Annotated in this window: 18 protein-coding genes; 10 read left to right on the forward strand and 8 right to left on the reverse strand. The window is 56.6% G+C overall.

Annotation, left to right across the window (positions count from 1 at the left end; all coding sequences use genetic code 11):
• Positions 1-24 precede the first annotated feature (24 nt).
• Positions 25-2,469, reverse strand: a complete 2,445-nt coding sequence (locus tag AOY23_RS13255) for a trimethylamine-N-oxide reductase 2 (RefSeq protein WP_054180081.1) — start codon at positions 2,467-2,469, stop codon at positions 25-27.
• Between the two features lie 21 nt (positions 2,470-2,490).
• Positions 2,491-3,585 (reverse strand): NapC/NirT family cytochrome c, encoded by a 1,095-nt coding sequence (locus tag AOY23_RS13260; protein ID WP_054180082.1) that lies wholly within the window; start codon positions 3,583-3,585, stop codon positions 2,491-2,493.
• A gap of 686 nt (positions 3,586-4,271) precedes the next feature.
• Here AOY23_RS13260 and ydcS point away from each other — a divergent pair.
• Genes ydcS through patD form a run of 5 tightly spaced genes read left to right on the forward strand, consistent with a single transcriptional unit; the run spans position 4,272 to position 9,634 of the window.
• Entirely contained in the window at positions 4,272-5,417 is a 1,146-nt protein-coding gene (gene ydcS, locus AOY23_RS13265) for a putative ABC transporter substrate-binding protein YdcS (RefSeq protein WP_054180083.1), read from the forward strand.
• Between the two features lie 15 nt (positions 5,418-5,432).
• Entirely contained in the window at positions 5,433-6,446 is a 1,014-nt protein-coding gene (locus AOY23_RS13270) for an ABC transporter ATP-binding protein (RefSeq protein ID WP_054180084.1), read from the forward strand.
• A gap of 1 nt (position 6,447) precedes the next feature.
• Positions 6,448-7,389: an ABC transporter permease gene (locus AOY23_RS13275; protein WP_054180085.1), complete on the forward strand. Its 942-nt coding sequence runs from the start codon at positions 6,448-6,450 to the stop codon at positions 7,387-7,389.
• The gene (locus AOY23_RS13280) at positions 7,379-8,185 is read left to right on the forward strand and encodes an ABC transporter permease (protein WP_054180086.1); all 807 of its coding nucleotides are present in this window, start codon (positions 7,379-7,381) and stop codon (positions 8,183-8,185) included. The genes AOY23_RS13275 and AOY23_RS13280 overlap by 11 nt, the downstream gene beginning before the upstream one ends.
• Before the next feature lie 21 nt (positions 8,186-8,206).
• Positions 8,207-9,634: an aminobutyraldehyde dehydrogenase gene (gene patD / locus AOY23_RS13285; protein ID WP_054180087.1), complete on the forward strand. Its 1,428-nt coding sequence runs from the start codon at positions 8,207-8,209 to the stop codon at positions 9,632-9,634.
• A 100-nt stretch (positions 9,635-9,734) separates the two neighbouring features.
• Here the strand turns inward: patD and yncL are convergent, their stop codons facing one another.
• Positions 9,735-9,830, reverse strand: a complete 96-nt coding sequence (yncL, locus tag AOY23_RS23110) for a stress response membrane protein YncL (RefSeq protein ID WP_072171002.1) — start codon at positions 9,828-9,830, stop codon at positions 9,735-9,737.
• A 187-nt stretch (positions 9,831-10,017) separates the two neighbouring features.
• Between yncL and AOY23_RS21845 the strand changes: the two genes are divergently transcribed.
• Entirely contained in the window at positions 10,018-10,191 is a 174-nt protein-coding gene (locus tag AOY23_RS21845; RefSeq protein WP_072171003.1) for a GhoT/OrtT family toxin, read from the forward strand.
• A 36-nt stretch (positions 10,192-10,227) separates the two neighbouring features.
• On the opposite strand, the gene AOY23_RS13290 is transcribed toward AOY23_RS21845, so the two are convergent.
• From AOY23_RS13290 to AOY23_RS13300, 3 genes are read right to left on the reverse strand one after another with little or no spacing between them, the layout of a single operon-like run.
• Positions 10,228-12,375: a virulence factor SrfC family protein gene (locus tag AOY23_RS13290; protein ID WP_054180088.1), complete on the reverse strand. Its 2,148-nt coding sequence runs from the start codon at positions 12,373-12,375 to the stop codon at positions 10,228-10,230.
• A complete protein-coding gene (locus AOY23_RS13295; protein WP_054180089.1) occupies positions 12,372-15,350 on the reverse strand; it encodes a virulence factor SrfB in 2,979 nt (992 codons plus the stop codon). The genes AOY23_RS13290 and AOY23_RS13295 overlap by 4 nt, the downstream gene beginning before the upstream one ends.
• 4 nt (positions 15,351-15,354) lie before the next feature.
• On the reverse strand, positions 15,355-16,713 hold the full coding sequence (locus AOY23_RS13300) for an SrfA family protein (protein ID WP_054180090.1): 1,359 nt from the start codon (positions 16,711-16,713) through the stop codon (positions 15,355-15,357).
• 270 nt (positions 16,714-16,983) lie between these two features.
• Here AOY23_RS13300 and AOY23_RS13305 point away from each other — a divergent pair, with 270 nt between their 5' ends.
• On the forward strand, positions 16,984-18,579 hold the full coding sequence (locus AOY23_RS13305) for an ABC transporter substrate-binding protein (RefSeq protein WP_054180091.1): 1,596 nt from the start codon (positions 16,984-16,986) through the stop codon (positions 18,577-18,579).
• Positions 18,580-18,595: 16 nt separating this feature from the next.
• On the forward strand, positions 18,596-18,829 hold the full coding sequence (locus AOY23_RS13310) for a YdcY family protein (RefSeq protein ID WP_054180092.1): 234 nt from the start codon (positions 18,596-18,598) through the stop codon (positions 18,827-18,829).
• A gap of 2 nt (positions 18,830-18,831) precedes the next feature.
• Here AOY23_RS13310 and AOY23_RS13315 read toward each other — a convergent pair whose 3' ends face one another.
• Together AOY23_RS13315 and AOY23_RS13320 are read right to left on the reverse strand one after the other, a co-directional pair.
• On the reverse strand, positions 18,832-19,281 hold the full coding sequence (locus AOY23_RS13315) for a DMT family transporter (RefSeq protein WP_054180093.1): 450 nt from the start codon (positions 19,279-19,281) through the stop codon (positions 18,832-18,834).
• Positions 19,278-19,796: a GNAT family N-acetyltransferase gene (locus AOY23_RS13320; RefSeq protein ID WP_054180094.1), complete on the reverse strand. Its 519-nt coding sequence runs from the start codon at positions 19,794-19,796 to the stop codon at positions 19,278-19,280. The genes AOY23_RS13315 and AOY23_RS13320 overlap by 4 nt, the downstream gene beginning before the upstream one ends.
• 58 nt (positions 19,797-19,854) lie before the next feature.
• Between AOY23_RS13320 and AOY23_RS13325 the strand changes: the two genes are divergently transcribed.
• Complete coding sequence (locus AOY23_RS13325; protein ID WP_054180191.1) at positions 19,855-20,430, forward strand: helix-turn-helix domain-containing protein; 576 nt, start codon at positions 19,855-19,857, stop codon at positions 20,428-20,430.
• Positions 20,431-20,716: 286 nt separating this feature from the next.
• A complete protein-coding gene (locus tag AOY23_RS13330) occupies positions 20,717-21,376 on the forward strand; it encodes a GntR family transcriptional regulator (protein ID WP_054180095.1) in 660 nt (219 codons plus the stop codon).
• Positions 21,377-21,455: the final 79 nt, after the last annotated feature.

Here is a 21,455-nt window from a genome sequence, read left to right on the forward strand (position 1 = left end):
AAGGCAGGCGCTATAGGGTTGTGATTATGCCGTCACGATGGGCGGTTCTTCAAACGCGGTCAGCTTCGGTGCTTCGCCTTTGTATTTCTCAGCGTACACCAGCGAGGTGTTACCCGCGCAGCCGTTCGCCAGACGTGACGTCGGAATATCCGCGGTCAACACGTTAGCGCCACCGTTTTTACAGATCCCGTTTTCAATGTCCGGCCAGGCACCTTCGTGGATACAGATCACGCCTTGCTTGATGCCATCGCTGACGCGGGCACCCACCAGTACCTGTCCACGGGCGTTCCAGACACGGACCAAATCGCCGTCGGCGATGCCTCTGGCTTTCGCATCTTCCGGATGGATGGTGACCGGCTCACGGTTTGCTACCGCATACTCTTTACGCAGCGCGGCATAGTTCAGCTGGCTGTGCAGACGGTGCGCCGGGTGGGCGGTCAGCAACTGCAACTGATCTTTATCCGCGGTGCCTTTCCACTCATCCGGCGCCAGCCAGGAGGCGTGCGGCGGACAGTCTTTGTAATTGTATCCCTCGATGGTTTTTGAGTAGATTTCAATTTTGCCGCTTGGTGTCCCGAGGGCGTTCATGACCGGATCGCTGCGGAACTCAGCGTAGCGAACGTACTTCTCGTTTTTCTCGTTCTTACGCATTTCGATCAGTTTGTTCTGCTGCCAGAAAGCGTTGAACTGCGGCATCGCCACACGCTGCGCACGACCGGCTTTTTGCGCCTCATCATAGAACTGCTTCAGCCAGCCCATCTCATCTTTGCCTTCGGTGTAGACCGCTTTACCGCCAGCTTTAAGCATTTCGGCCAGATCAGCAAACACATCGAAGTCATTACGGGATTCAAACTGCGGCGGCACGGCCTGTTTCATCGGCACCAGATGCTGGTTACTGTAGTCACCGGTCATGGTCAGGTCGTTACGCTCGAACGAGGTGGTGATCGGCAGAACGATGTCCGCGTGTTTCGCCGCCGCCGTCCAGTAGCTTTCAGAAATCACCACCAGTTCCGGTTTCTGCCAGGCTTTGATCAGGCGGTTGGTATCCTGATGATGGGTGAAGTTACCGCCGCCTGCCCACCAGATCATTTTGATATCCGGGAAGGTCTGCTCTTTACCGTTGTGCTGGTATTTGCCGCCAGGGTTTTCCAGCGCTTCGACGATACGCGCCACCGGAATACTGGTGACGGCGTCGGACACCGCCCAGTCGTTACCGGCGGAAGAACCACCTGCGATCTGTGCGGAAATGGCTGGCAGCACGCCGCCAACGCGGGTCGGGTTGCCGCCGTTGGAGTAGTGATAGGTGAAGCCAAAACCGCCGCCTTCCGTCCCGATCTGGCCAAGCATCGCCGCCAGGGTAACCAGCATCCAGTGACGCTGTTCGCCATATTGCTGGCGCTGAATGCCCCAGCCCGCCATCAGCATGGTTTTGTTGCCCGCGAAGATGTCTGCCAGTTTCTCAATTTGCTCGGCGGGTACGCCGCTGATGCCCGCTGCCCACTCGGCGGTTTTTTCCGTTTTGTCGGTTTTGCCGAGCAGGTACTCTTCAAACTGCGGATAACCGGTGGTGTACTTGTCGAGGAAAGCTTTATCGTGCAGCCCTTTTTTCACCAGCGTATGGGCGATACCGAGCATCATGGCCACGTCGGTACCCATATTCGGGGCGATCCAGGTGGCGCTGTCGCCAAAGAAATCGATGGTTTCGGAACGCATCGGGTCAATGGCGATGACACTCTTGCCTGATTTTTTCAGCAGATGGAAGTATTCCAGCCCTTGCTCGTCGGTGCTGCTCCAGGCAATTTTCAGCGTGTTGAGCGGGTTCATGCCCCACAGCACCACGACCTGACTGTGCTCAAGGATCATCGGCCATGTGGTCGGCTGCTCGTACACTTCAACTGACCCCAGCACGTACGGGAGGATCACCTGCGCAGCGCCGGTAGAGTAGTCGCCAGTGTGCCCGGCATAACCGCCCGCCATGCTCATATAGCGCTGCAACAGGGTCTGTGCTTTATGCAGCACGCCGCTGGAGCGCCAGCCGTAGGAACCGGCGAAAATGGAGGAGGGGCCATAGCTGCTGCGAATGCGGCTGTGCTGTTCGTGAATGAGTTTCAGCGCCTGATCCCAGCTCACGCGAACGAACGGATCGTTTCCGCGTTTGCCGTCCGCTTTGCCCGGGTTTTCCAGGTAGCTTTTACGTACCATCGGGTATTTGATACGGGCAGTGGTATGTACCTGATCCGGCGCAGTTTGCTGTAATGAGTTCGGAACGGTTTTTGGCAGTGCGCCTTTAGAGGAAACGATTTTTCCGTCCTTGACCTCGACATACATGGCACCCCAACGTCCGGCGGTCAGAATAGCGCCGCCTGCCGGGCCTTCCGCCCAGGCTGGCATCGGGATGGCGGACGTAATCGCCAGCGTACCTGTTGCTGCTCCGGCCGTTTTAATAAAGTCGCGTCTTGTGAGTCTCATAGTTGCTCCTGGTGTTCTCGTTTATTCTTTGATGTCTTTCGCGTTGTACTGGAAATAACGGCTCAGAATATCCAGTTCGTTTTCACTGATATTGGTGCGCGCGCCCATGCCTTTCACCACCGACGGCCAGGCATTGAGGGTGTAGTGATGCGTAGGGATCGGCGCATGACAACCCGCGCAGTAAACATCGTCCAGTTTGCGGGCGTAATCCCACATCGGCTCGCGGCTGGCGAGCGCCGATGCGCTCCATTCGCCCTGTAACGTCACGTCGCGCCAGGCATTGCCGTAATCATCTTTTTTCCAGTCGGAAAGAACCTTCAGCGACTGCTGGCCTTTTTCACTGAGACTGGCGAGGATCAGGCGTTGGCCCGCGGCGTAATAAATAACCTGTTCGCTGCCCTGCATCTGGCTACCGCGAATTTCCACCTGCCGCGCTTTCTCTTCTGTTTTCAGCACATGCAGCTCCGTTGCCGGGTAAACGGTGCCGAGATCGCCAAGCGGCGTTTTGCTGACCACATATAACGTTTTGGCATCGGCAGGGGTGGTTGCGGCCTGGGTTTGCAGCGCCTTGACAGCGCTGTCGTCCATCTTGATTTCCGGCGGGAAGTGGGCGACGCCTTTATGGCAGTCGATACAGGTCTGTTTTTCTTTAATCCCCATGGCGTGCATTTTTTGTGCTTCGGCACTCTGCGCGCTGAGATCCATGGCATCCATGCTGTGACAACTGCGGCAGGTCGCCGAGTCGTTGGCTTTTAATTGCGCCCAGACGGTCTGCGCCATTTCCAGCCGATGCTCTTCAAATTTCTCCGGGGTATCGATCTTTTTGGTGATGAACTGGTGATAAATATCTTTCGAGGCGAGGAATTTGGTGACGAGATAATCCATACCACCCTGTGGAATATGGCAGTCAGCACATTCCGCGCGGATCCCTTTCTGGTTCTGGAAATGCACTGACCCCGTGTATTCTTCATAAGGGGCTTGCATGGTATGGCAGGACAAACAGAATTCGGTGCTGGAGGTTTTATGTAATGTCCATTGCCCGGCAAGGATCGCCAGCGCACCGAGAATAACGCCAAGCAAACAGGTTAGCGCCAGAGTTTTATTTATTTTTCGCATTCCACATCTCGTTATGTGTTTACCTCATTGTGAGTAGACGATAGGTAACCAATAAGCGTTAAACCTTGATATTCATCAAAAGGTAAGGGGAATAGCGGCAGAGAATGATGCATTCCTGAAGAGGATCTCATTTTAGAATACAGCGGAAAAGCGATGACTAAACAGCATCCTGTGCTGGCATTAATGGTTTGATGTGCCAGCATTTAACTTAGGAATAGTATAAAAATCCGAACTGTGACCTGCGATGAACTCATAAGGGTCATTAATCAGCAAAAAACACTTGGTTATATATTTTATTATACAACGTAGCGGCGTAAAACGTGTAAATGGCGACAGGGGAAAATCCCGCTGCTGAACTATTTACTAAACACCGTTCTTATTCACTGAATATCTTTTTCTGGTTTTAAAAATAGCGCATTTAATTAACGATGATTATTTGCAGTGATATTCCTCCGCAATGGTCATATGAAAAATCAATACTCTCAACGGCACGGTAACCGTTTGTCCGTTTCGCGGTCTATTATTACTTTTGTCTGACTTTTCAGCGTAATGCGCGGCCTGTCACAACCTGAGTAAATTTCCTCAGCGCGGCAGGTGCGTGCTCGTTGCGCCGTCTACTGTTATTAAGGGAGATATTTTTACGGCACGGCTGCCGCCAGAATTCATTGTGACAGGAGTAAGATTCTATGAGCAAGAAATTTGCCCGCAGCAGCCTGTGCGCGCTGGGAATGACCGTCATTGCCGCGCAAGCCGCCGAACCCCCGACATCGCTCGACAAAGGTGAAGGCCAGTTAGATATTATCGCCTGGCCTGGCTACATCGAACGGGGGCAGACGGATAAAAACTACGACTGGGTGACGGCTTTTGAAAAAGAGAGCGGCTGTCAGGTCAATGTGAAAACCGCGGCGACCTCTGACGAAATGGTCAGCCTGATGGCAAAAGGCGGATACGACCTGGTCACCGCCTCCGGCGATGCGTCCCTGCGCCTGATCATGGGTAAACGCGTGCAGCCCATCGACACCGGTCTGATCCCGGCCTGGAAAACCCTCGATCCGCGCATTGTTAAAGGCGACTGGTTTAACGTCGGCGGTAAAGTGTACGGCACGCCTTATCAATGGGGGCCGAACCTGTTGATGTACAACACCAAAACGTTCCCGACGCCGCCGGACAGCTGGAGCGTGGTGTTTGTTAAGCAAAATCTGCCCGATGGCAAAACCAATCAGGGGCGCGTGCAGGCTTACGATGGCCCTATCTATATCGCGGATGCCGCGCTGTTCGTGAAAGCGACGCAGCCGCAGCTCGGGATAAAAGATCCCTACCAGCTCACCGAAGAACAGTATCAGGCGGTACTGAAAGTGCTGCGCGATCAGCATGGTCTGATCCACCGTTACTGGCATGACACCACCGTTCAGATGAGTGATTTCAAAAACGAAGGCGTCGTCGCGTCCAGCGCCTGGCCTTATCAGGCCAACGGACTGAAAGGCGAAGGGCAGCCCATCGCCACCGTATTCCCGAAAGAAGGGGTAACCGGCTGGGCCGATACCACCATGCTGCACGCGCAGGCGAAGCATCCGGTCTGTGCCTATAAATGGATGAACTGGTCGCTGACGCCAAAAGTGCAGGGGGACGTTTCCGCCTGGTTTGGCTCGCTGCCGGTGGTGCCGGAAGGCTGCAAAGCCAGCACATTGCTCGGCGATAAAGGCTGCGAAACCAACGGCTACACCTTCTTTGACAAAATCGCCTTCTGGAAAACGCCGGTGGCGGACGGCGGCAAATATGTCTCCTACAGCCGCTGGACACAGGATTACATCGCCATTATGGGCGGTCGCTGAGCGCGGGAGTGAAACATGACGTATGCAGTAGAGTTTCATGACGTCTCACGTCTGTATGGTGATGTGCGCGCGATGGATGGCGTCAGTATCGCGATTAAAGATGGTGAGTTTTTCTCCATGCTGGGGCCGTCCGGCTCCGGCAAAACCACTTGTCTGCGGCTGATCGCCGGGTTCGAGCAGCTTTCCGGCGGCAGCATCAGTATTTTCGGTAAAGCGGCCAGCGAGCTTCCGCCCTGGGAACGCGACGTCAACACCGTCTTTCAGGACTACGCGCTGTTTCCGCATATGTCGATCCTCGACAACGTCGCTTACGGGCTGATGGTCAAAGGGATCGACAAAAAAACGCGGCTGCAGCGTGCGCAGGAAGCGCTGGAAAAAGTGGCGCTCGGATTTGTTCATACCCGAAAGCCGTCACAGCTTTCCGGCGGTCAGCGCCAGCGGGTGGCGATTGCCCGCGCGCTGGTCAATCAACCGCGCGTGCTGTTGCTTGATGAACCGCTGGGGGCGCTGGATCTCAAACTGCGCGAGCAGATGCAGCTTGAGCTGAAAAAGCTGCAACAGGATCTGGGGATCACTTTTATTTTCGTCACCCACGATCAGGGTGAAGCGCTGTCGATGTCCGATCGTGTGGCGGTGTTTAACAATGGTCGCATTGAACAGGTCGATTCACCGCGTGATCTGTACCTGCGCCCGCGTACGCCGTTTGTCGCCGGGTTCGTCGGCACGTCTAACGTGTTTGATCCGGCGATGAGCGAAAAACTGTGCGGGATGGCGGGCGTCTGGTCGTTGCGACCAGAACATATTCGTCTCAATGAAGGCGGCGAAGTGCAGGTCAACGGCGTAGTGCAGGCGGTGCAGTATCAGGGAGCAGCAACGCGTGTTGAGATTGCGCTGTCAGGTGGTGAAAAACTGCTGGTGAGCCAGGCGAATTTTACCGGTAGCGCACTGCCCGCAGCACCTGTGCCGGGGCAAACGGTGCTGGCGTCCTGGGCGCGAGAGGCCATGGTGCCGCTTGACGGAGGGAGGTGAAATGGAGATGAGTCTATCCCCAACGCCGTCACCGTCGCACATCGGTCGCCTGTCAGGTCTGTTCTGGCGCAAACCCGCGCTCGGGTTGTTCCTGTTGTTGCTCGGGCCGCTGATGTGGTTTGGCATCGTCTATCTTGGTTCGCTGTTCACGCTGTTGTGGCAGGGGTTTTATACCTTTGACGATTTCACCATGTCAGTCACGCCGGATCTGACGCTGGCTAACCTGAAAGCGCTGTTTAACCCGGCGAATTACGACATCATCCTGCGCACACTGGCGATGGCGGTCGGTGTGACTATCGCCAGCGCAATCCTCGCGTTTCCAATGGCCTGGTATATGGCGCGCTACGCCCGCGGCAAAATGAAAGCCTTCTTCTATATTGCCGTCATGCTGCCGATGTGGGCGAGTTACATCGTTAAGGCCTACGCCTGGACGCTGCTGCTGGCGAAAGATGGCGTCGCGCAATGGTTTCTCAGTCATATGGGACTGGAAGGGTTGCTGAATCTGATCCTCACGCTGCCCGGCATCGGTGGCAATACGCTGTCGACTTCCGGGCTGGGGCGCTTTCTGGTCTTCGTTTACATCTGGCTGCCGTTCATGATCCTGCCGGTACAGGCGGCGCTGGAGCGTCTGCCGCCGTCATTGCTGCAGGCTTCGTCCGATCTCGGCGCCAGACCCAGCCAGACGTTTCGTCATGTGGTGCTGCCGCTGGCGATCCCCGGTATTGCGGCAGGCTCGATTTTTACCTTTTCGCTGACGCTCGGTGATTTTATCGTGCCGCAACTCGTCGGGCCGCCGGGGTATTTCATCGGCAACATGGTCTATTCCCAACAGGGGGCGATCGGCAATATGCCGATGGCGGCGGCATTTACGCTGGTGCCCATCGTGTTAATTGCCCTTTATCTGGCGTTCGTGAAGCGCCTGGGAGCCTTCGATGCACTCTGAACGCGCACCGTGGTTTCTCAAAATCGCCACCTGGGGCGGCGTGGTTTTCCTGCACTTCCCGCTGGCTATCATTGCGATATATGCCTTCAACACCGAAGACGCCGCGTTCAGTTTTCCACCGCAGGGGCTGACGCTGCACTGGTTTAGCGTCGCGGCAGGGCGCGGTGATATTCTCGATTCCGTGACGTTGTCACTTAAAATCGCCGCGCTGGCGACGCTGATTGCCCTGGTGCTGGGGACATTAGCCGCCGCGGCACTGTGGCGCAGCACGTTTTTCGGCAAAAACGCCATCTCATTGCTGCTGCTTCTGCCCATTGCCTTACCAGGCATCATCACCGGGCTGGCGCTGCTGACGGCGTTTAAAGCAATTGGCCTTGAGCCGGGATTCCTGACCATTGTGGTGGGGCATGCCACCTTCTGCGTGGTGGTGGTGTTTAACAACGTGATCGCCCGTTTCCGGCGCACGTCGTGGAGCCTGGTCGAAGCGTCGATGGATTTAGGCGCTAACGGCTGGCAAACCTTCCGCTATGTGGTGCTACCGAATCTCGGCTCGGCGCTGCTGGCCGGGGGCATGCTGGCCTTCGCGCTCTCCTTTGATGAAATTATCGTTACCACGTTTACCGCCGGACACGAACGCACGCTGCCGCTCTGGCTGTTGAATCAGCTCGGACGGCCGCGCGACGTACCGGTGACCAACGTGGTGGCTTTGTTAGTGATGTTGGCAACAACGATTCCCATTCTGGGTGCCTGGTGGTTAACCCGAGACGGCGAAACGGTCGCCGGAAGCGGGAAATAAACGATAAATATGGAGTCTGCTATGCAACATAAGTTATTGATCAATGGTGAACTGGTGGCAGGTCAGGGGGAGATGCAGCCTGTCTACAATCCGGCAACGGGCGAGGTGATCCTCCAGATTGCGGAAGCCACGCCAGCACAGGTTGATGCGGCGGTGCTGGCAGCGGATCGGGCGTTTGCCGAATGGGGACAAACGACACCGAAAACACGCTCGGAATGCCTGCTGAAACTGGCGCAGGCGATCGAAACCCATGCTGAAGATTTTGCGCGCCTGGAGTCGCTCAACTGCGGCAAGCCGCTGCACTGCGTACTTAATGACGAAATACCGGCCATTGTGGATGTGTTCCGCTTTTTTGCCGGCGCATCACGTTGCCTGAGCGGTCTGGCGGCGGGCGAGTATCTGGAAGGGCACACGTCGATGATTCGTCGTGATCCGGTCGGGGTGGTGGCCTCGATTGCGCCGTGGAACTATCCGCTGATGATGGCGGCCTGGAAACTGGCGCCTGCGCTGGCCGCCGGGAACTGTGTGGTGATTAAGCCCTCGGAAATCACCCCGCTGACCGCACTGAAACTGGCTGAACTTGCCAGCGGCATTTTCCCGCCAGGCGTGCTGAATGTGCTGTTCGGGCGCGGCAAAACCGTCGGCGATCCGCTGACCGGTCATGAAAAAGTGCGCATGGTGTCGCTGACCGGGTCCATCGCCACCGGCGAGCACATCATCGGCCATACCGCGTCGACGATTAAGCGTATGCATATGGAACTGGGCGGTAAAGCGCCGGTGATTGTGTTTGATGATGCCGATATCGATGCGGTGGTGGATGGCGTACGCACGTTCGGTTTCTACAATGCCGGGCAGGACTGTACCGCTGCCTGTCGCATTTACGCGCAGCGGGGCATTCACGACCGGCTGGTGGAAAAACTGGGTGCGGCGGTGGCCAGCCTGAAAATGGGTGATCCGCAGGATCCGTCCACCGAACTCGGCCCGCTCAGCTCGCAGGCACATCTGGATCGGGTATCGGCAGCGGTCGAGAAAGCCAAAGCGCTCGGTCATGTCAAAGTGGTGACCGGCGGCAATAAAGTCGAGGCGCCGGGTTATCGGTATCAGCCGACGGTGCTGGCGGGGGCGTTGCAGGACGATGAGATTGTGCAACGCGAAGTGTTTGGCCCGGTGGTCAGCGTGACAATGTTCGATGATGAAGCGCAAGTGCTGGCCTGGGCCAATGATTCGCAGTACGGGCTGGCGTCGTCGGTCTGGACGCGGGACGTCGGGCGTGCGCATCGACTCAGTGCGCGCCTGCAATATGGCTGCACCTGGGTCAACACCCATTTCATGTTAGTCAGCGAAATGCCGCACGGCGGGCAGAAGCAGTCTGGCTTCGGCAAAGATATGTCGCTGTACGGGCTGGAGGATTACACCGTCGTGCGTCATGTGATGGTGAAACACGAATAAGTGCTGTAAATACATTGCCCCGGGACACGTGAATATCCCGGGGCAATGCCTGTCGTGACAGAAAAGTGAGTATTCGTTGCTATTACAGGAAAGGAAAAAATCAGAAAATCCAGTTAAATCTGTAGCATAAGAGACTCAGTAACAGCAACGCAGCCATAACATTAATCACTACTACGGTTCTTCCGGAAACGTCCATAACGCCACCTCGCTGAATTAACCACTAAACATATAGACGGCGAAGTGACTAAGTGCAATCGGATAAAGACTTAGATTTCTAAAATTCAGCGTTGGCAAGAAATTTTCGCATTCTTGAGCTGAGATCTTGATGGTCGTCATAAAAAGAGTCATAGTGCGCCCGGTTTTTCCATGGAATGGGCTTCCCAATGACGCTATACCAAAAAATGCTGGTGTTCTATATCGTGATGGCGGTGATCTGTTCACTGATCACCTGGTTTCTGACGAAAGAGCGCTTCTGCATCCGCCTGATGGCTTCCCTCCTTGTTGGTGTTACCTGGCCGTTTAGTTTCCCTGTCGCACTGCTGATATCGCTGTTCTGAGGATCAATGACCGGCTCACGTCCCTGTGAACCATCATTACTGCAAATGTTTCTGTAGCTGACGCCGTGCGTCTGCGGTGATCTCCAGCGGATGCTGCCAGCCCGCGTTTTCCGTCGCCCGGCTGTAAAGCGCCACCAGCCAGTCGTACACGTACCGCGTCGCGGCATGCACCGGCTGTTCGCCCAGTTGCGTCAGACGCGCGCTGGTGTCCGGTGATTTCAGTTCAAAGATTGCGCTGCCCTTGGCAATACGACTTGCCGGGCGGGTGTCCACCGGCAGGGCGGCATAATCAAACCAGGCAATAAAATTCCCGATGGTGGCGCGCAGTTGGGCCGCGCTGGGATTTTCGCCGCGCATTACCTGTTGCAGCCTGGCCGGTAGCTGCAGACGATAGCTGGTGACGATCAGGCATTCGGCCAGTTGTTGCAGCACCTCAGGCGTCAGGCCCGCATGCGCGGCAATATCAGCCCTGCGGCTCCACCGATGCAGATGCTTGATCCACAACTCATGCGCCAGCGTGCCGGTATCCTGTTCGCTGTTGACCCTGCGGGATTTCTCTTCCGGCTGCGCAAACAGATCCACACTTTCACTGAACAAGCCCGCCACTTTCTCTTCCCGCGGCTGCTGTGTCTGACAGAGCATGTCAAACGCGCGCTGGGCGGGCAGCAATCCTTCTATTATTTCCCCCAGCGTCGCGGCGCGGGACTGCAACTGGCGAACCAGTAACTGCGCCTGCTGTTGCATGGCGGCGGGATCGCGATGCGCCGGGGCGAGATACGGCCCCATCAGTGCCGCCAGCCGGGCATTGATGCTCTGACCGAGCAGTTGCAGACGACTGCTGCGCAGCGCCGGGTTCAGCGCCTGCGCCAGCCACTCCATCAACCGTTGCATGCTGCTGCTGTCCAGCGCCTGCAAGGTGCCCCAGCGCTGACCGGGTTTTTTGATCAGCTGTTGTACGCCTTCATCGAGATTCTGTTTCAGGGTGAAACGGTGATCGTGCGGGGTGATTGCCCAGACCAGCCCCGGCAGCGCGCTCTCCTGCACCGGCTGCGTGTCATCCACCCACTGCATCAGCGCACGGGCGATGGCGGGCGTTTGTGCGCGTTGCACGGACGCGTTGCACACCAGCAGAATGTCCGGCCCGAAGCGCTGGCGATAACTCTCCAGCAGCCAGCGGCATTTGCTCTGCCATAACGGTGCGCCCGGCGAGTGCGGCACCGCCGGAATATCAACGATCTCGACGTTTTCCAGTACGCCGTTTTCTACCGGCAGCACCAGCTCAAGGCTGAGTAACGCCAGGGTGGCGATGGGCAGGCTGATGGCGTTTTGCAGACGATCGTTATGCAGCGGATGCACCACCACATCACCTTCAACCTCAACGTCAGGGGTTAAAAAGCCTTCCGCCGGTAACGCGAAGCTGTCGACCAGCAGGCTCAGCGGCGCAGCAACCTCACGGGCATTGCCGGTCTGGTGCAGCGTATGTGCCAGTGCCAGCCATTGCCGGGTCAGCGTTTGTTGCTCTCCCCACAGCAGCGACCAGGCGCTGGCGCGGGCGCTGAGATCCAGCGACGGCAGCAGCGCGGCAAACTGATACCACAGATCATCGTCCATCTGCTGTTGCGAAACCGGCACGCTTTCGCGCCAGAAGCGGGCAATCGCGGCGATCGCGTCCCGATCAACTCCCGGGACCAGTTGCGGCTGACGCAGGGACTGCCAGCCCGCCAGCCGCGCGGCAATCACGCTTTTCTCGACCGGGCGGATCTCATCCTGATCTGACGCATGCGCAATAAACAGCTGCACCAGTTCCGCTTCACTCATCAGTTTCAGCCGCAGCGGAAACGCTTCATCCGGCGCAGTGGTCTGCGGACTGAAGCGGATCGCCATCCGGGTGGTGTTATGGCCGGGATTAATATGGGTAAACCAGTCCAGCGTTTTGGCGCCTGCGGTGATCGGCAGCCGTCCGGCGGGGCTGTTGCACAGGGTAGTCAGCAGAAGGGCTTTGGCCTCAAGGGCGTGACCGTACAGACCAACAGACGGCGGCTGGTGTTGTACCGACGCCAGGCGCCGCTGTTGATGCTTCAGCGCCAGCAGGCGTGTCAGCAGGGCGTCCGCATCGTTATTTAGTAAGGGGGCGTGCAGACGCGTGGCTTCCGTCCACGCGATGACGGCTTGTAAATCACTCATTTCAGATAAACGCTCCCGCTATCGATCCAGTAGTGGCTACCGCTGTGACGGCGATCGGCCAGCGTATTCAGTTTCAGCGTCAGGGCATCCGGTGCGACCGGCGTACCGTCCTGCAACCAGGCGTCAGCCAGTTCAAAGGCATCAGGTGCCAGATGCCGGTTGCCGCCGCGCAATTGCAGGCGGACGTGCAGGACCCCATCCCCGGCGATGGTTTTTGCCAGTTCCGGGCTGTTAATGCTCAGGGTGTAGAGCGGCGTGGCAGGCCAGCGGGCGTTGGCGAGCTGGCGGAAACCCAGTGTGACGTTGCCGCGCAGCGGGAAATGGAGCCGCGAGTCGAGCTTCACGCCCGGCTGATCCAGATCGATGTCCGGGTACCAGACGTTCTCATCGCGCAGCGTGTTCACCACGTTATCCAGCACACCGAGATAGCGCACGGTGGAGTAAGCGCCGATGTCGGCGGCTCTAAAGTTAAAACGCGGCAGACGCAAATCAAGCGCCAGACTGCAAAGCATCGCGCCCACGGCTGCGGTTGATTTCGGGTTGCCGATTTTGCCCTGCTGGCTGAACGGATACCATTCATGTACGTGATATTTATCGAGCCAAACCATGCGGCTGGCCGGGACTGGCTGCAGATGGCGGATCAGCGCCTGTACACCAGGCAGACACCCCGGACGTCCGGTGATCAGCAGCACGTCGCAATGGTAATGGGAGATGGCTTCGCACACCGCATGCAGTGGCGAGGCGATGGTAAATTCACCGGCCAGCATCGCCTGTTGCAGATCGTTAAAGTTCACCTGCAACGGCACGCTGAGCAGTTCAAACGGCGCGGAGCCAGCAGGCAACTGATGCTCAACCGCATGAGTAATGTAGTTCATCACGTTGCGGGTAGGCTGTTGACTCAGCAGTTCGCCAAAGGTGGCGTAGAGCCCCGCCAGTGGATCGCTGCTGTCGCTGTCTTCCCACGCGGCAAGAATGGCGTGGCCGATCGGCATAAACAGCTGGAGCGTGGTCTGTTGACGCAGCACCGCCTGGGTATCGATGCGGCCGGAATCGCCAAACAGCGTCGCCATCAGGGCGGGCGCATCGGCAATACCGCTTTTCTGTAACTGCGTCTGCAATGCCGGTAGCACGCAGCGCTGAATGATATCCAGCAGAATATCGTCGCCCGCCACTTTAAAGCCTTCACGGAACAGCAGATGCGGGGTGATTTTGACGTTGCTGCCGGTGCCGCCATCAAGCTGATACTGGGTGATCGCCATATCGGTGGTGCCGCCGCCAAGATCGACGGAGGCCACGCGCAGGGTGCGACCCGACTGCTCGTTTTGCCCGGCGGCGCGATCCGGACGGGACAGGGCGGCGAAGAACGCTTCCGTCTGCCCGCTGTAATGCGACACGGCTTCGTTATACAGCCATACCAACTGGCCGCAACTGGCTTCGTCCCACTCCATCTGGATCTGCGGCACCGGCACCACGCTGTTTTTTTGCAGCTTCACGCTGGCAAAATCGTCATCCTGCGGATGCCAGCCGAGGGATTTCCACACCAGCGCGATTGCTTCAAACATCCGGCGGCGGAAGATCTCGCGTTCCTGTTTCGGCATCGCCGACGGCAGGGTCAGAATGATAGTGCGCAACTGACGCGGTGACGACGGGAAACCAAGCCGCAGACGGGTGGCGACGCTGTTGATCTGCCCGAGCGCCTGCGCCAGCAATTCACACAGCATATGGGTCATCAGGGTGCTGCGACTGTACTGCGGCGAAAACACCGGCAGACGATCTTCCGGCGGCAGCGTATACAGCGGTTGCCCGTCATCGTTCATCAGATTCATCAGCGGGAAAGCGGTCGCCAGCGGTTCGCGTTGCGTTTTGCTGTTGATCTGGCTGAAGCGCCAGTCCTGTACGGTGGGGGTTTCATCCCACAGATAGCGACGCGGGCTGGACAGGCCGCTGTAACCATCAGTACCGAGACGTTGCATCGCCAGTTTTCGCGCTTCGTCGCCGACGCGAACAATCGACGGCCAGACGAAGGCGTCATCACGCCCGCTCTCGACTGAGCAGTGCTGTTTGCCGAAACGGGCTTCGCAGAATTCAATGCGGCTGCTGAACAGCGGCTCATTAAGATATTGCGGTTCCGTCAGCGAACGGACCTGTAACTCCGCCGTCTGGCGCAGGCCGTCATTGGCATCGCTCTGATCTTCAATAATCACGCCACAGGTGTGGGTGTTGCCGACATCAAGGATCAGGTCGACCGGGATCGCCGGGGTACTCAGCGTGGCGGTAACTATTTTAATCTCCGGGATGGAGAGTTGTTCGCCAAGCAGGGTGAGCAGGTTCAGCCAGTGGCCCTGATATTCAAAACTGCGCATCGCCTGCGCAATGTCGCGCTCGGTGCGGCTTTGCTGCGTGGCGTACTGGTTAAAGACTTCCCGCAACCAGCCGTCGATCCAGGTTTGATCGATAAAATCAGTAATTTCGTCATCACGCCACGCCAGCGAAAAACGGGTGCCGTTGAGAATGTCATTTTCGACCGGCGCCAGCGACGCCGGGCTGTCGCCGCTGAGCTGGCTGTCGAAGGCCAGCGTCACGCGGTGGCTGTGTCCGGCGCTGTCCGGCTGGCTCAGCTTACGGATCTGCACGCGCGCCCAGTTGTCCGGCCCTTCAACGAACGTCCGTGGCGGGTTAAAGCGGAAGAAGGGCAGCGGCAGCCAGAGCCCGTCGAGGATCGCCAGCGACTGCTCGAGCGTTAATGTACTTTCCGGTTTGACCACTTCCGCCTGTTCACCCTGACGGGCAGGCAGTGTATAGCGGCCATTGACCAGATCGTAATCGAGCCGCAACAGCGGGCCGTTGGCGGTTTTACGCACGAAGCGCCCGCTGTGGAGCGACTCCTGCGGCGTAAGACCAAAATCAAGAAACTGCACACCGCTGTTGGCAATCAGCGTGACGCTCTGTTTGTAATCGCAAAGAGTAACCAGCATGACATCAGGCCCCTGTTTTCTTGAACGTCAGCGGGACGATGGTTCTGGCATCGTAACGGCCGGTGCATTGCGCCACATCGCTGGTGCCTGCTTTGCAGGTAATTTCCGGCATCGGGTAGCGTGAGCCGTCAGCACAGCGCGCCGCGCCACGGCTCTTAATCTGCAACTCGCCGTTCTGATGCAGACCGGAGAAGATTTCCGCACGGCAGACGATATTGTTGCCATGGACCACGCGCGCTGTGCCTTTGTTGTTCTGGATCTGATAGCGCAGCGACGGCACTTTGCCGGTCGGATCTTTGATATCGCCCAGTACCCGCCAGCTCCCGTTGAGGAAACGGGTGGTGCCTGCTTTGATCTGCCCGGCGTCCATCACCAGCGCATCTTTAGGAATGGCGGCGATGACCACCGGTTCCTCCGCCGGTTTTGCGTTCTCTTCTACTTTCTCTTCTTTGCTTTTGACGACATCGGCCTGATGCAGCGGCAACCCGGCGGTGAGTTTGGGTAAATCTGCTGGTGCCGGTAATTCCACCGGGGCAGGCGTTTCAGCGGCCACGGTTACCGGAACCTCTGCCGGGGCGCTCTGTTTCCACAGTAGCGGCACGGCAACGGCGGCGACCACCACAGCCGCGAGCGGCAGGCTCCACAGCGGAATGCGGCGGCGGCGGGGCGCTGGCGTCGTTTTTTCCGGTTGCGGCTGTGCTTCCGGGATGAGCGGAATCACGATTTCAGGTTCGGGTTCAGACATCTCCACCGGGGTAAACGGCGGTTCAGGGAGCGGTGGTGCAGGTGAAAACAGCGGTTTGTCGCCATCGCTGAACATGACCGGCTCAGGGAGTGTCTCGGCGGGCGGTTCCGGGAGTTGCTCAATCACCGGTTCCGGCTCTGGTAACGTCAGGCAGGCCAGCACGTCCTCGCGGGCGTTTTCATTGAGATTGATAAATCCCCAGAAGGTGATGACCGGTTTACCATCGACCAGGTAAACGTGATTTTCACCGGGGAACTGCAACGCTTTTTCGAGCAGGGCGCCAAACAGTTGCTGCGCGGTTTTGCCGGATTGCAGGCTTTTGCGGCTCAGCGCCAGCGCGCTGTCAAAGGTGCTGTGCAGATAACGCAGCGCCCGCTCGCGGGTGTCGTTGTCGGCTGCTTTCCAGGTAATCGCCTTTCCTTCAACCGGCGCGTACCACGCCACGCGGTCGTTTTCGTCGTTGACCTGCGGAATGGCCAGGCAGTCTACCAGTGCCAGCTGTTTGCGCAGGCGCAGGGTTTCACGGATTTGCAGTGCCGAGTCAAAGACCGCCTGACCGCCGCCGCCGACCGCCTGGAAATCGTCAAGATCGCCACTGCGTAATAGAGTTTTTGTCACGTTCTCATCCCATAGACTTCTTCACTCCATTACTCTACTGGAGCAGCCCGGGTTCTAAACGGCAAAAGACAGGCTAAAACCGTCGAATTCTCGTGCTATTGAGCGGTGAATTTTTGCTTGACCTTTGCGAAACAACTTAAGCCAAACAGCTGATTAAGAAAGCAACGAAAAACACCCGCTTAGCATAACCTGATGACGATTGATTATTTGTCAGTTGTTACCGACTGTGCTGTTATTAAGATCCACATAATAAAAGCAGGGTTTACCACCATGTCTAAAGGGATAACGCTACTCGCGCTGGCATTGAGCGCACTTTTACCGGCAAGTGCCTTCGCGGCAGACAAAGACACCATCATCTACTGTTCCGAAGCCTCACCGGAATCCTTCAACCCGCAGATTGCCAGCTCCGGCCCGTCGTTCGTCGCCAGCTCGCAAACGCAATATAACCGGCTGATCAACTTTGACCCGGTGAAGAATACCCCGGTGCCGTCACTGGCGACCGAGTGGAAAATTTCCCCTGACGGTAAAACCTACACTTTTACCTTGCGTCAGGGCGTGAAATTCAATAGCAACAAATTCTTCAAACCGACGCGTGATTTTAATGCCGATGACGTTATTTTCTCGGTGATGCGTCAGAAAGACCCTAAACACCCGTACCACAATGTCTCGCAGGGTAATTACGAATATTTCACCGACGTGGGGCTGGATAAACTGATTCAGGACGTGAAGAAGATCGACGATTATCACGTCCAGTTTGTGTTGAGTGAGCCAAATGCCGCGTTTCTTGCTGACTGGGGGATGGATTTCGCCTCGATCCTCTCCGCCGAATATGCCGACGCGATGCTGAAAAAAGGCACGCCGGAAAACGTCGATAACTGGCCGATCGGCACCGGGCCGTATGTGCTGCAACAGTACAAGGTCGATTCGCTGATCCGCTACGTCGCTAACCCGAACTACTGGGATGGCGCCGTGCCGACGAAACACCTGATTTTCTCCATCACCCCGGATGTGCAGACCCGTCTTGCCAAACTGCAGACCAACGAATGCCAGATTATTCCTGCGCCGTCACCCGTCCAGTTCGACGCGATCAAGAAGAATAAAGATCTGGCGCTGCATTCCGTTGACGCGCTGAACGTCGGCTATCTGGCGTTCAATACGGAGAAAAAACCGTTTGATAATGTACTGGTGCGCCAGGCGCTGAACTACGCGACGGACAAGAAAGCCATCGTCAACGCGGTGTTTATGGGCTCCGGTACGGTGGCGAAATCGCCGCTGCCACCAAACATGCTCGGCTACAAAAAAGATCTGCAGGACTACGCTTACGATCCGCAAAAAGCGAAGGAACTGCTGAAGCAGGCCGGTCTGGAAAACGGTGCTGAGGTGACGCTGTGGTCGATGCCGGTTCAGCGTCCGTACAACCCGAACTCCCGCCGTATTGCAGAGATGATCCAGAACGACTGGGCGAAAGTGGGCATCAAAGCCAAAATCGTGACCTATGAGTGGGGTGAATACCTCTCTGGCATGCGCAAAGGCGAGCACGACTCGGCACTGTTTGGCTGGATGTCTGACAACGGCGACCCGGATAACTTTGCTGATGTCCTGCTCGGTTGCGGCAGCGTTAAAACCGGTTCTAATGCCGCCCGCTGGTGCGATAAGGGGTACAATGACCTGGTACAGAAAGCGAAACTGACCAGCGATCCGGCGGCGCGTGCTGAACTGTACGGCAAGGCACAGGAGATTTACTACCAGCAGGCGCCGTGGATTGCGCTGGCGAATGGTAAAACCTTCTTCGCCACCCGCAGCAACGTCTCCGGTTTTAGCGTCAGTCTGATGGGCAGCGATTTCTCGAAAGCGAAGTTAAATTAAGTGAAAGGAGTGGGTTATGGCGCATCTGGATGAGGTGACCGCTCGCGTGGACGCGGCGGTGGAAGAGAGCATCATTACGCATATGAATGAGTTGCTGGTGGAACTGAGCGAGGATGCGGCGCTGAGCCGGGAAGATCGCTATGCTCAGCAGCAGCGCCTGCGTAATGCCATTGCACATCACGGCCGCCAGCATAAAGAAGATATGGAAGCGCGCCACGAGCATCTCACCAGAGGCGGTACCATTCTTTAACGTTAAAACTGGCGTCTGGCCACCAGCCAGGCGCCAGCCACCAGCATGACAGCGCCGCACACCGGTCCCACCAGCGCCCGCCAGGGAATGCCCTGACTGCGCATCACATCCATCACCAGCCCGCCAATTAACTGACTGGCGACCAGCACCGCAATGGTGGTTGCCGCGCCGACATACTGATAACCACTGATGCTGGCAAAAACGAAGAATGAGCCGAGCAGGCCGGGGATCAGCGTCCACCACTTCACGCTTGCCGCCAGTTCCTGAAAACCGCCCGCGCCGTGTTTGATCCACAGAATGCTGACGAACAGGACAATCCCGACCAGCGAATTCAGCAGCATGGCGATCAGGATCGTCGAGGCATTCTGGGTGATCCGCACCATCAGGGTATTCTGGATGACCAGACCAAACCCGGCGGCGATGAGAAAGGCGAGGGTCAGCGACTGGTTCATGGCCGCGCGTCCGGTTCGCTCCGGTCATCAAGCTGGAGCTGCATAAAAGTCAGATCCAGCCAGCGACCAAACTTGGTGCCTACCTGCGGCATTTCTCCGGTGGTGATGAAACCGAGAGAGGCGTGCAACTGCAGCGACGCGAGGTTTTGCGATTCAATGCCTGCCACCATGACGTGTTTGCCGATGTGTCTGGCTTCGTCAATCAGTTGTGTCAGCAGCAGGCGGCCCAACCCTTTGCCCTGATGCGCCGGATGTACATACACGGAATGCTCGACGGTATGACGAAAGCCATCAAACGCCCGCCAGTCGCCAAAAGAGGCATAACCGGTCACTGTGCCGTTTTCTTCACTCACCAGCACCGGATACCCCAACTGCTGACGCGCCTCAAACCATGCAATACGGTTATCAGTGTCGACGGTGGAATCGTTCCAGATGGCGGCGGTGTGCAGTACGGCATGATTGTAGATTTCTGCAATCGCTGCACAGTCTTCTTTACAGGCATAGCGAATCGTCATAGCAAACCTCAGGGTATGTATACTATAGTAGTACGATGTTATTACTATAATGTATTCCATGATGACGCCAGAAGACAATGTAAATCAGCGTATCAGCGCACGTCTGCGTATTGAACGCGAATCCCGCGGCTGGTCCCTCAGCGAACTGGCAGAGCGGGCAGGGGTTTCCCGCGCGATGGTGCATAAAATCGAACGTGGCGAAAGCAGCCCGACGGCTACCATGCTCGGGCGCTTATCCGGCGCCTTTGGCCTCAGCATGTCAACGCTGATCGCCCGCGCGGAAATGCAGGAAGGCAAACTGCTGCGCCGGGAAAATCAGCCGGTGTGGCGCGATCCGCAAAGCCATTATCTGCGCCGCCATGTCTCGCCGCGCAGCGACCTGCCTATCGATCTCGTGGAGATTGAACTTCCCGCCGGGAGCGATATCCCGATGCCCGCGTCATCGTACGCGCTGGCGCGCCAACTCATCTGGTTACAGCAGGGGGAACTGGTGTTTATCGAGGGTGATACGCGTCATGAAATGAAAGCGGGGGATTGCCTCGAACTCGGGCCACCGAACGACTGCCGTTTTGTCAACGAAACGAAACAGACCTGTATTTACCTGGTGGTGAGATTAAATCAGGCTGTTTCATAACTACGACTTATCAATTAAACATTATTTCGCCAAAGTGATTTGACACAAAATATTTTCATGGCAAATTTTGATATTACCGTCTTTAATTAGTGCAGCGTCGATCACCACGCGCTGTACGGTATGGCCTTTTATTAGCAAACTAATAACTCTAAAAAATGACAGTTGACTTTTTATTTCATGTACCAACGCCAGTGAAGGATACAGGATATATTCTCTGTGTCCTGTAAAATAGTTTCTGCTAAATGGCTGCAACGATAACGATGAGACTAAGCAACAGGATGTCCCTATGCTGGATTTTGAGAAAGCACAGCGTACGAGTTTGACCACCCAGGTCGAAGTGAATTTAAAAAGCGCGCTAATTATTGGCGCGCTGAAACCCGGTGCAAGGTTAATTACCAAGGAGATTGCCGAACAGTTAGGTACCAGTATTACCCCGGTGCGTGAAGCGCTGTTACGACTGGTATCATCAGGCGCATTGCAGGCGACGCCAGCCCAGGCGTTTCTGGTGCCGGTGGTTTCGCAGGAGCGTTACAGGGAGATCAACACCATCCGAAAGCAGTTAGAGGGGATGGCAGCGGTCACCGCGCTGACGCATCTGACAGCAGAAAAGCACAGTGAACTGCAACGCCTTGCCGAGGACTTTCAGAGTAAAGTCCGGCATGGCGAAGTGGAACAGATGCTGGAGGCAAATTACGTGTTCCGCTTTCGTCTCTATCGCTACGCCGAAATGCCCACGCTGATCGCGCTTATTGAGCAATTGTGGGTGCAAATTGGTCCCTGTTTTAATTTTCTTCATCCCCATTCCGGCGATATTTTCCCCGATACGCATTTTTATGCGAATTTACTGACGGCACTGGAAAAGAAAGATGAGATAGCGACCCGGAAGGCAATGGAAATAATTATCGATCACGATACGCTTATTTTACAGCGGCAGTATGTTTATTAAGCGGAGTTGCGCGTTGCGACATTGATATTCATCTTCCCCGGTACAAAGGCTTATTATTTGTCCGGGGATAGTTTATATC

The organism is Trabulsiella odontotermitis (assembly GCF_001297775.1).
GTDB lineage: Bacteria > Pseudomonadota > Gammaproteobacteria > Enterobacterales > Enterobacteriaceae > Trabulsiella > Trabulsiella odontotermitis.

What these genes read in the sequence shown, in the direction of transcription:
- AOY23_RS13255 (WP_054180081.1), bottom strand. Translation starts at nt 2,469, where the DNA reads ATGAGACTCACAAGACGCGACTTTATTAAAACGGCCGGAGCAGCAACA.
- AOY23_RS13260 (WP_054180082.1), bottom strand. Translation starts at nt 3,585, where the DNA reads ATGCGAAAAATAAATAAAACTCTGGCGCTAACCTGTTTGCTTGGCGTT.
- ydcS (WP_054180083.1), top strand. Translation starts at nt 4,272, where the DNA reads ATGAGCAAGAAATTTGCCCGCAGCAGCCTGTGCGCGCTGGGAATGACC.
- AOY23_RS13270 (WP_054180084.1), top strand. Translation starts at nt 5,433, where the DNA reads ATGACGTATGCAGTAGAGTTTCATGACGTCTCACGTCTGTATGGTGAT.
- AOY23_RS13275 (WP_054180085.1), top strand. Translation starts at nt 6,448, where the DNA reads ATGGAGATGAGTCTATCCCCAACGCCGTCACCGTCGCACATCGGTCGC.
- AOY23_RS13280 (WP_054180086.1), top strand. Translation starts at nt 7,379, where the DNA reads ATGCACTCTGAACGCGCACCGTGGTTTCTCAAAATCGCCACCTGGGGC.
- patD (WP_054180087.1), top strand. Translation starts at nt 8,207, where the DNA reads ATGCAACATAAGTTATTGATCAATGGTGAACTGGTGGCAGGTCAGGGG.
- yncL (WP_072171002.1), bottom strand. Translation starts at nt 9,830, where the DNA reads ATGGACGTTTCCGGAAGAACCGTAGTAGTGATTAATGTTATGGCTGCG.
- AOY23_RS21845 (WP_072171003.1), top strand. Translation starts at nt 10,018, where the DNA reads ATGACGCTATACCAAAAAATGCTGGTGTTCTATATCGTGATGGCGGTG.
- AOY23_RS13290 (WP_054180088.1), bottom strand. Translation starts at nt 12,375, where the DNA reads ATGAGTGATTTACAAGCCGTCATCGCGTGGACGGAAGCCACGCGTCTG.
- AOY23_RS13295 (WP_054180089.1), bottom strand. Translation starts at nt 15,350, where the DNA reads ATGCTGGTTACTCTTTGCGATTACAAACAGAGCGTCACGCTGATTGCC.
- AOY23_RS13305 (WP_054180091.1), top strand. Translation starts at nt 16,984, where the DNA reads ATGTCTAAAGGGATAACGCTACTCGCGCTGGCATTGAGCGCACTTTTA.
- AOY23_RS13310 (WP_054180092.1), top strand. Translation starts at nt 18,596, where the DNA reads ATGGCGCATCTGGATGAGGTGACCGCTCGCGTGGACGCGGCGGTGGAA.
- AOY23_RS13315 (WP_054180093.1), bottom strand. Translation starts at nt 19,281, where the DNA reads ATGAACCAGTCGCTGACCCTCGCCTTTCTCATCGCCGCCGGGTTTGGT.
- AOY23_RS13320 (WP_054180094.1), bottom strand. Translation starts at nt 19,796, where the DNA reads ATGACGATTCGCTATGCCTGTAAAGAAGACTGTGCAGCGATTGCAGAA.
- AOY23_RS13325 (WP_054180191.1), top strand. Translation starts at nt 19,855, where the DNA reads ATGATGACGCCAGAAGACAATGTAAATCAGCGTATCAGCGCACGTCTG.
- AOY23_RS13330 (WP_054180095.1), top strand. Translation starts at nt 20,717, where the DNA reads ATGCTGGATTTTGAGAAAGCACAGCGTACGAGTTTGACCACCCAGGTC.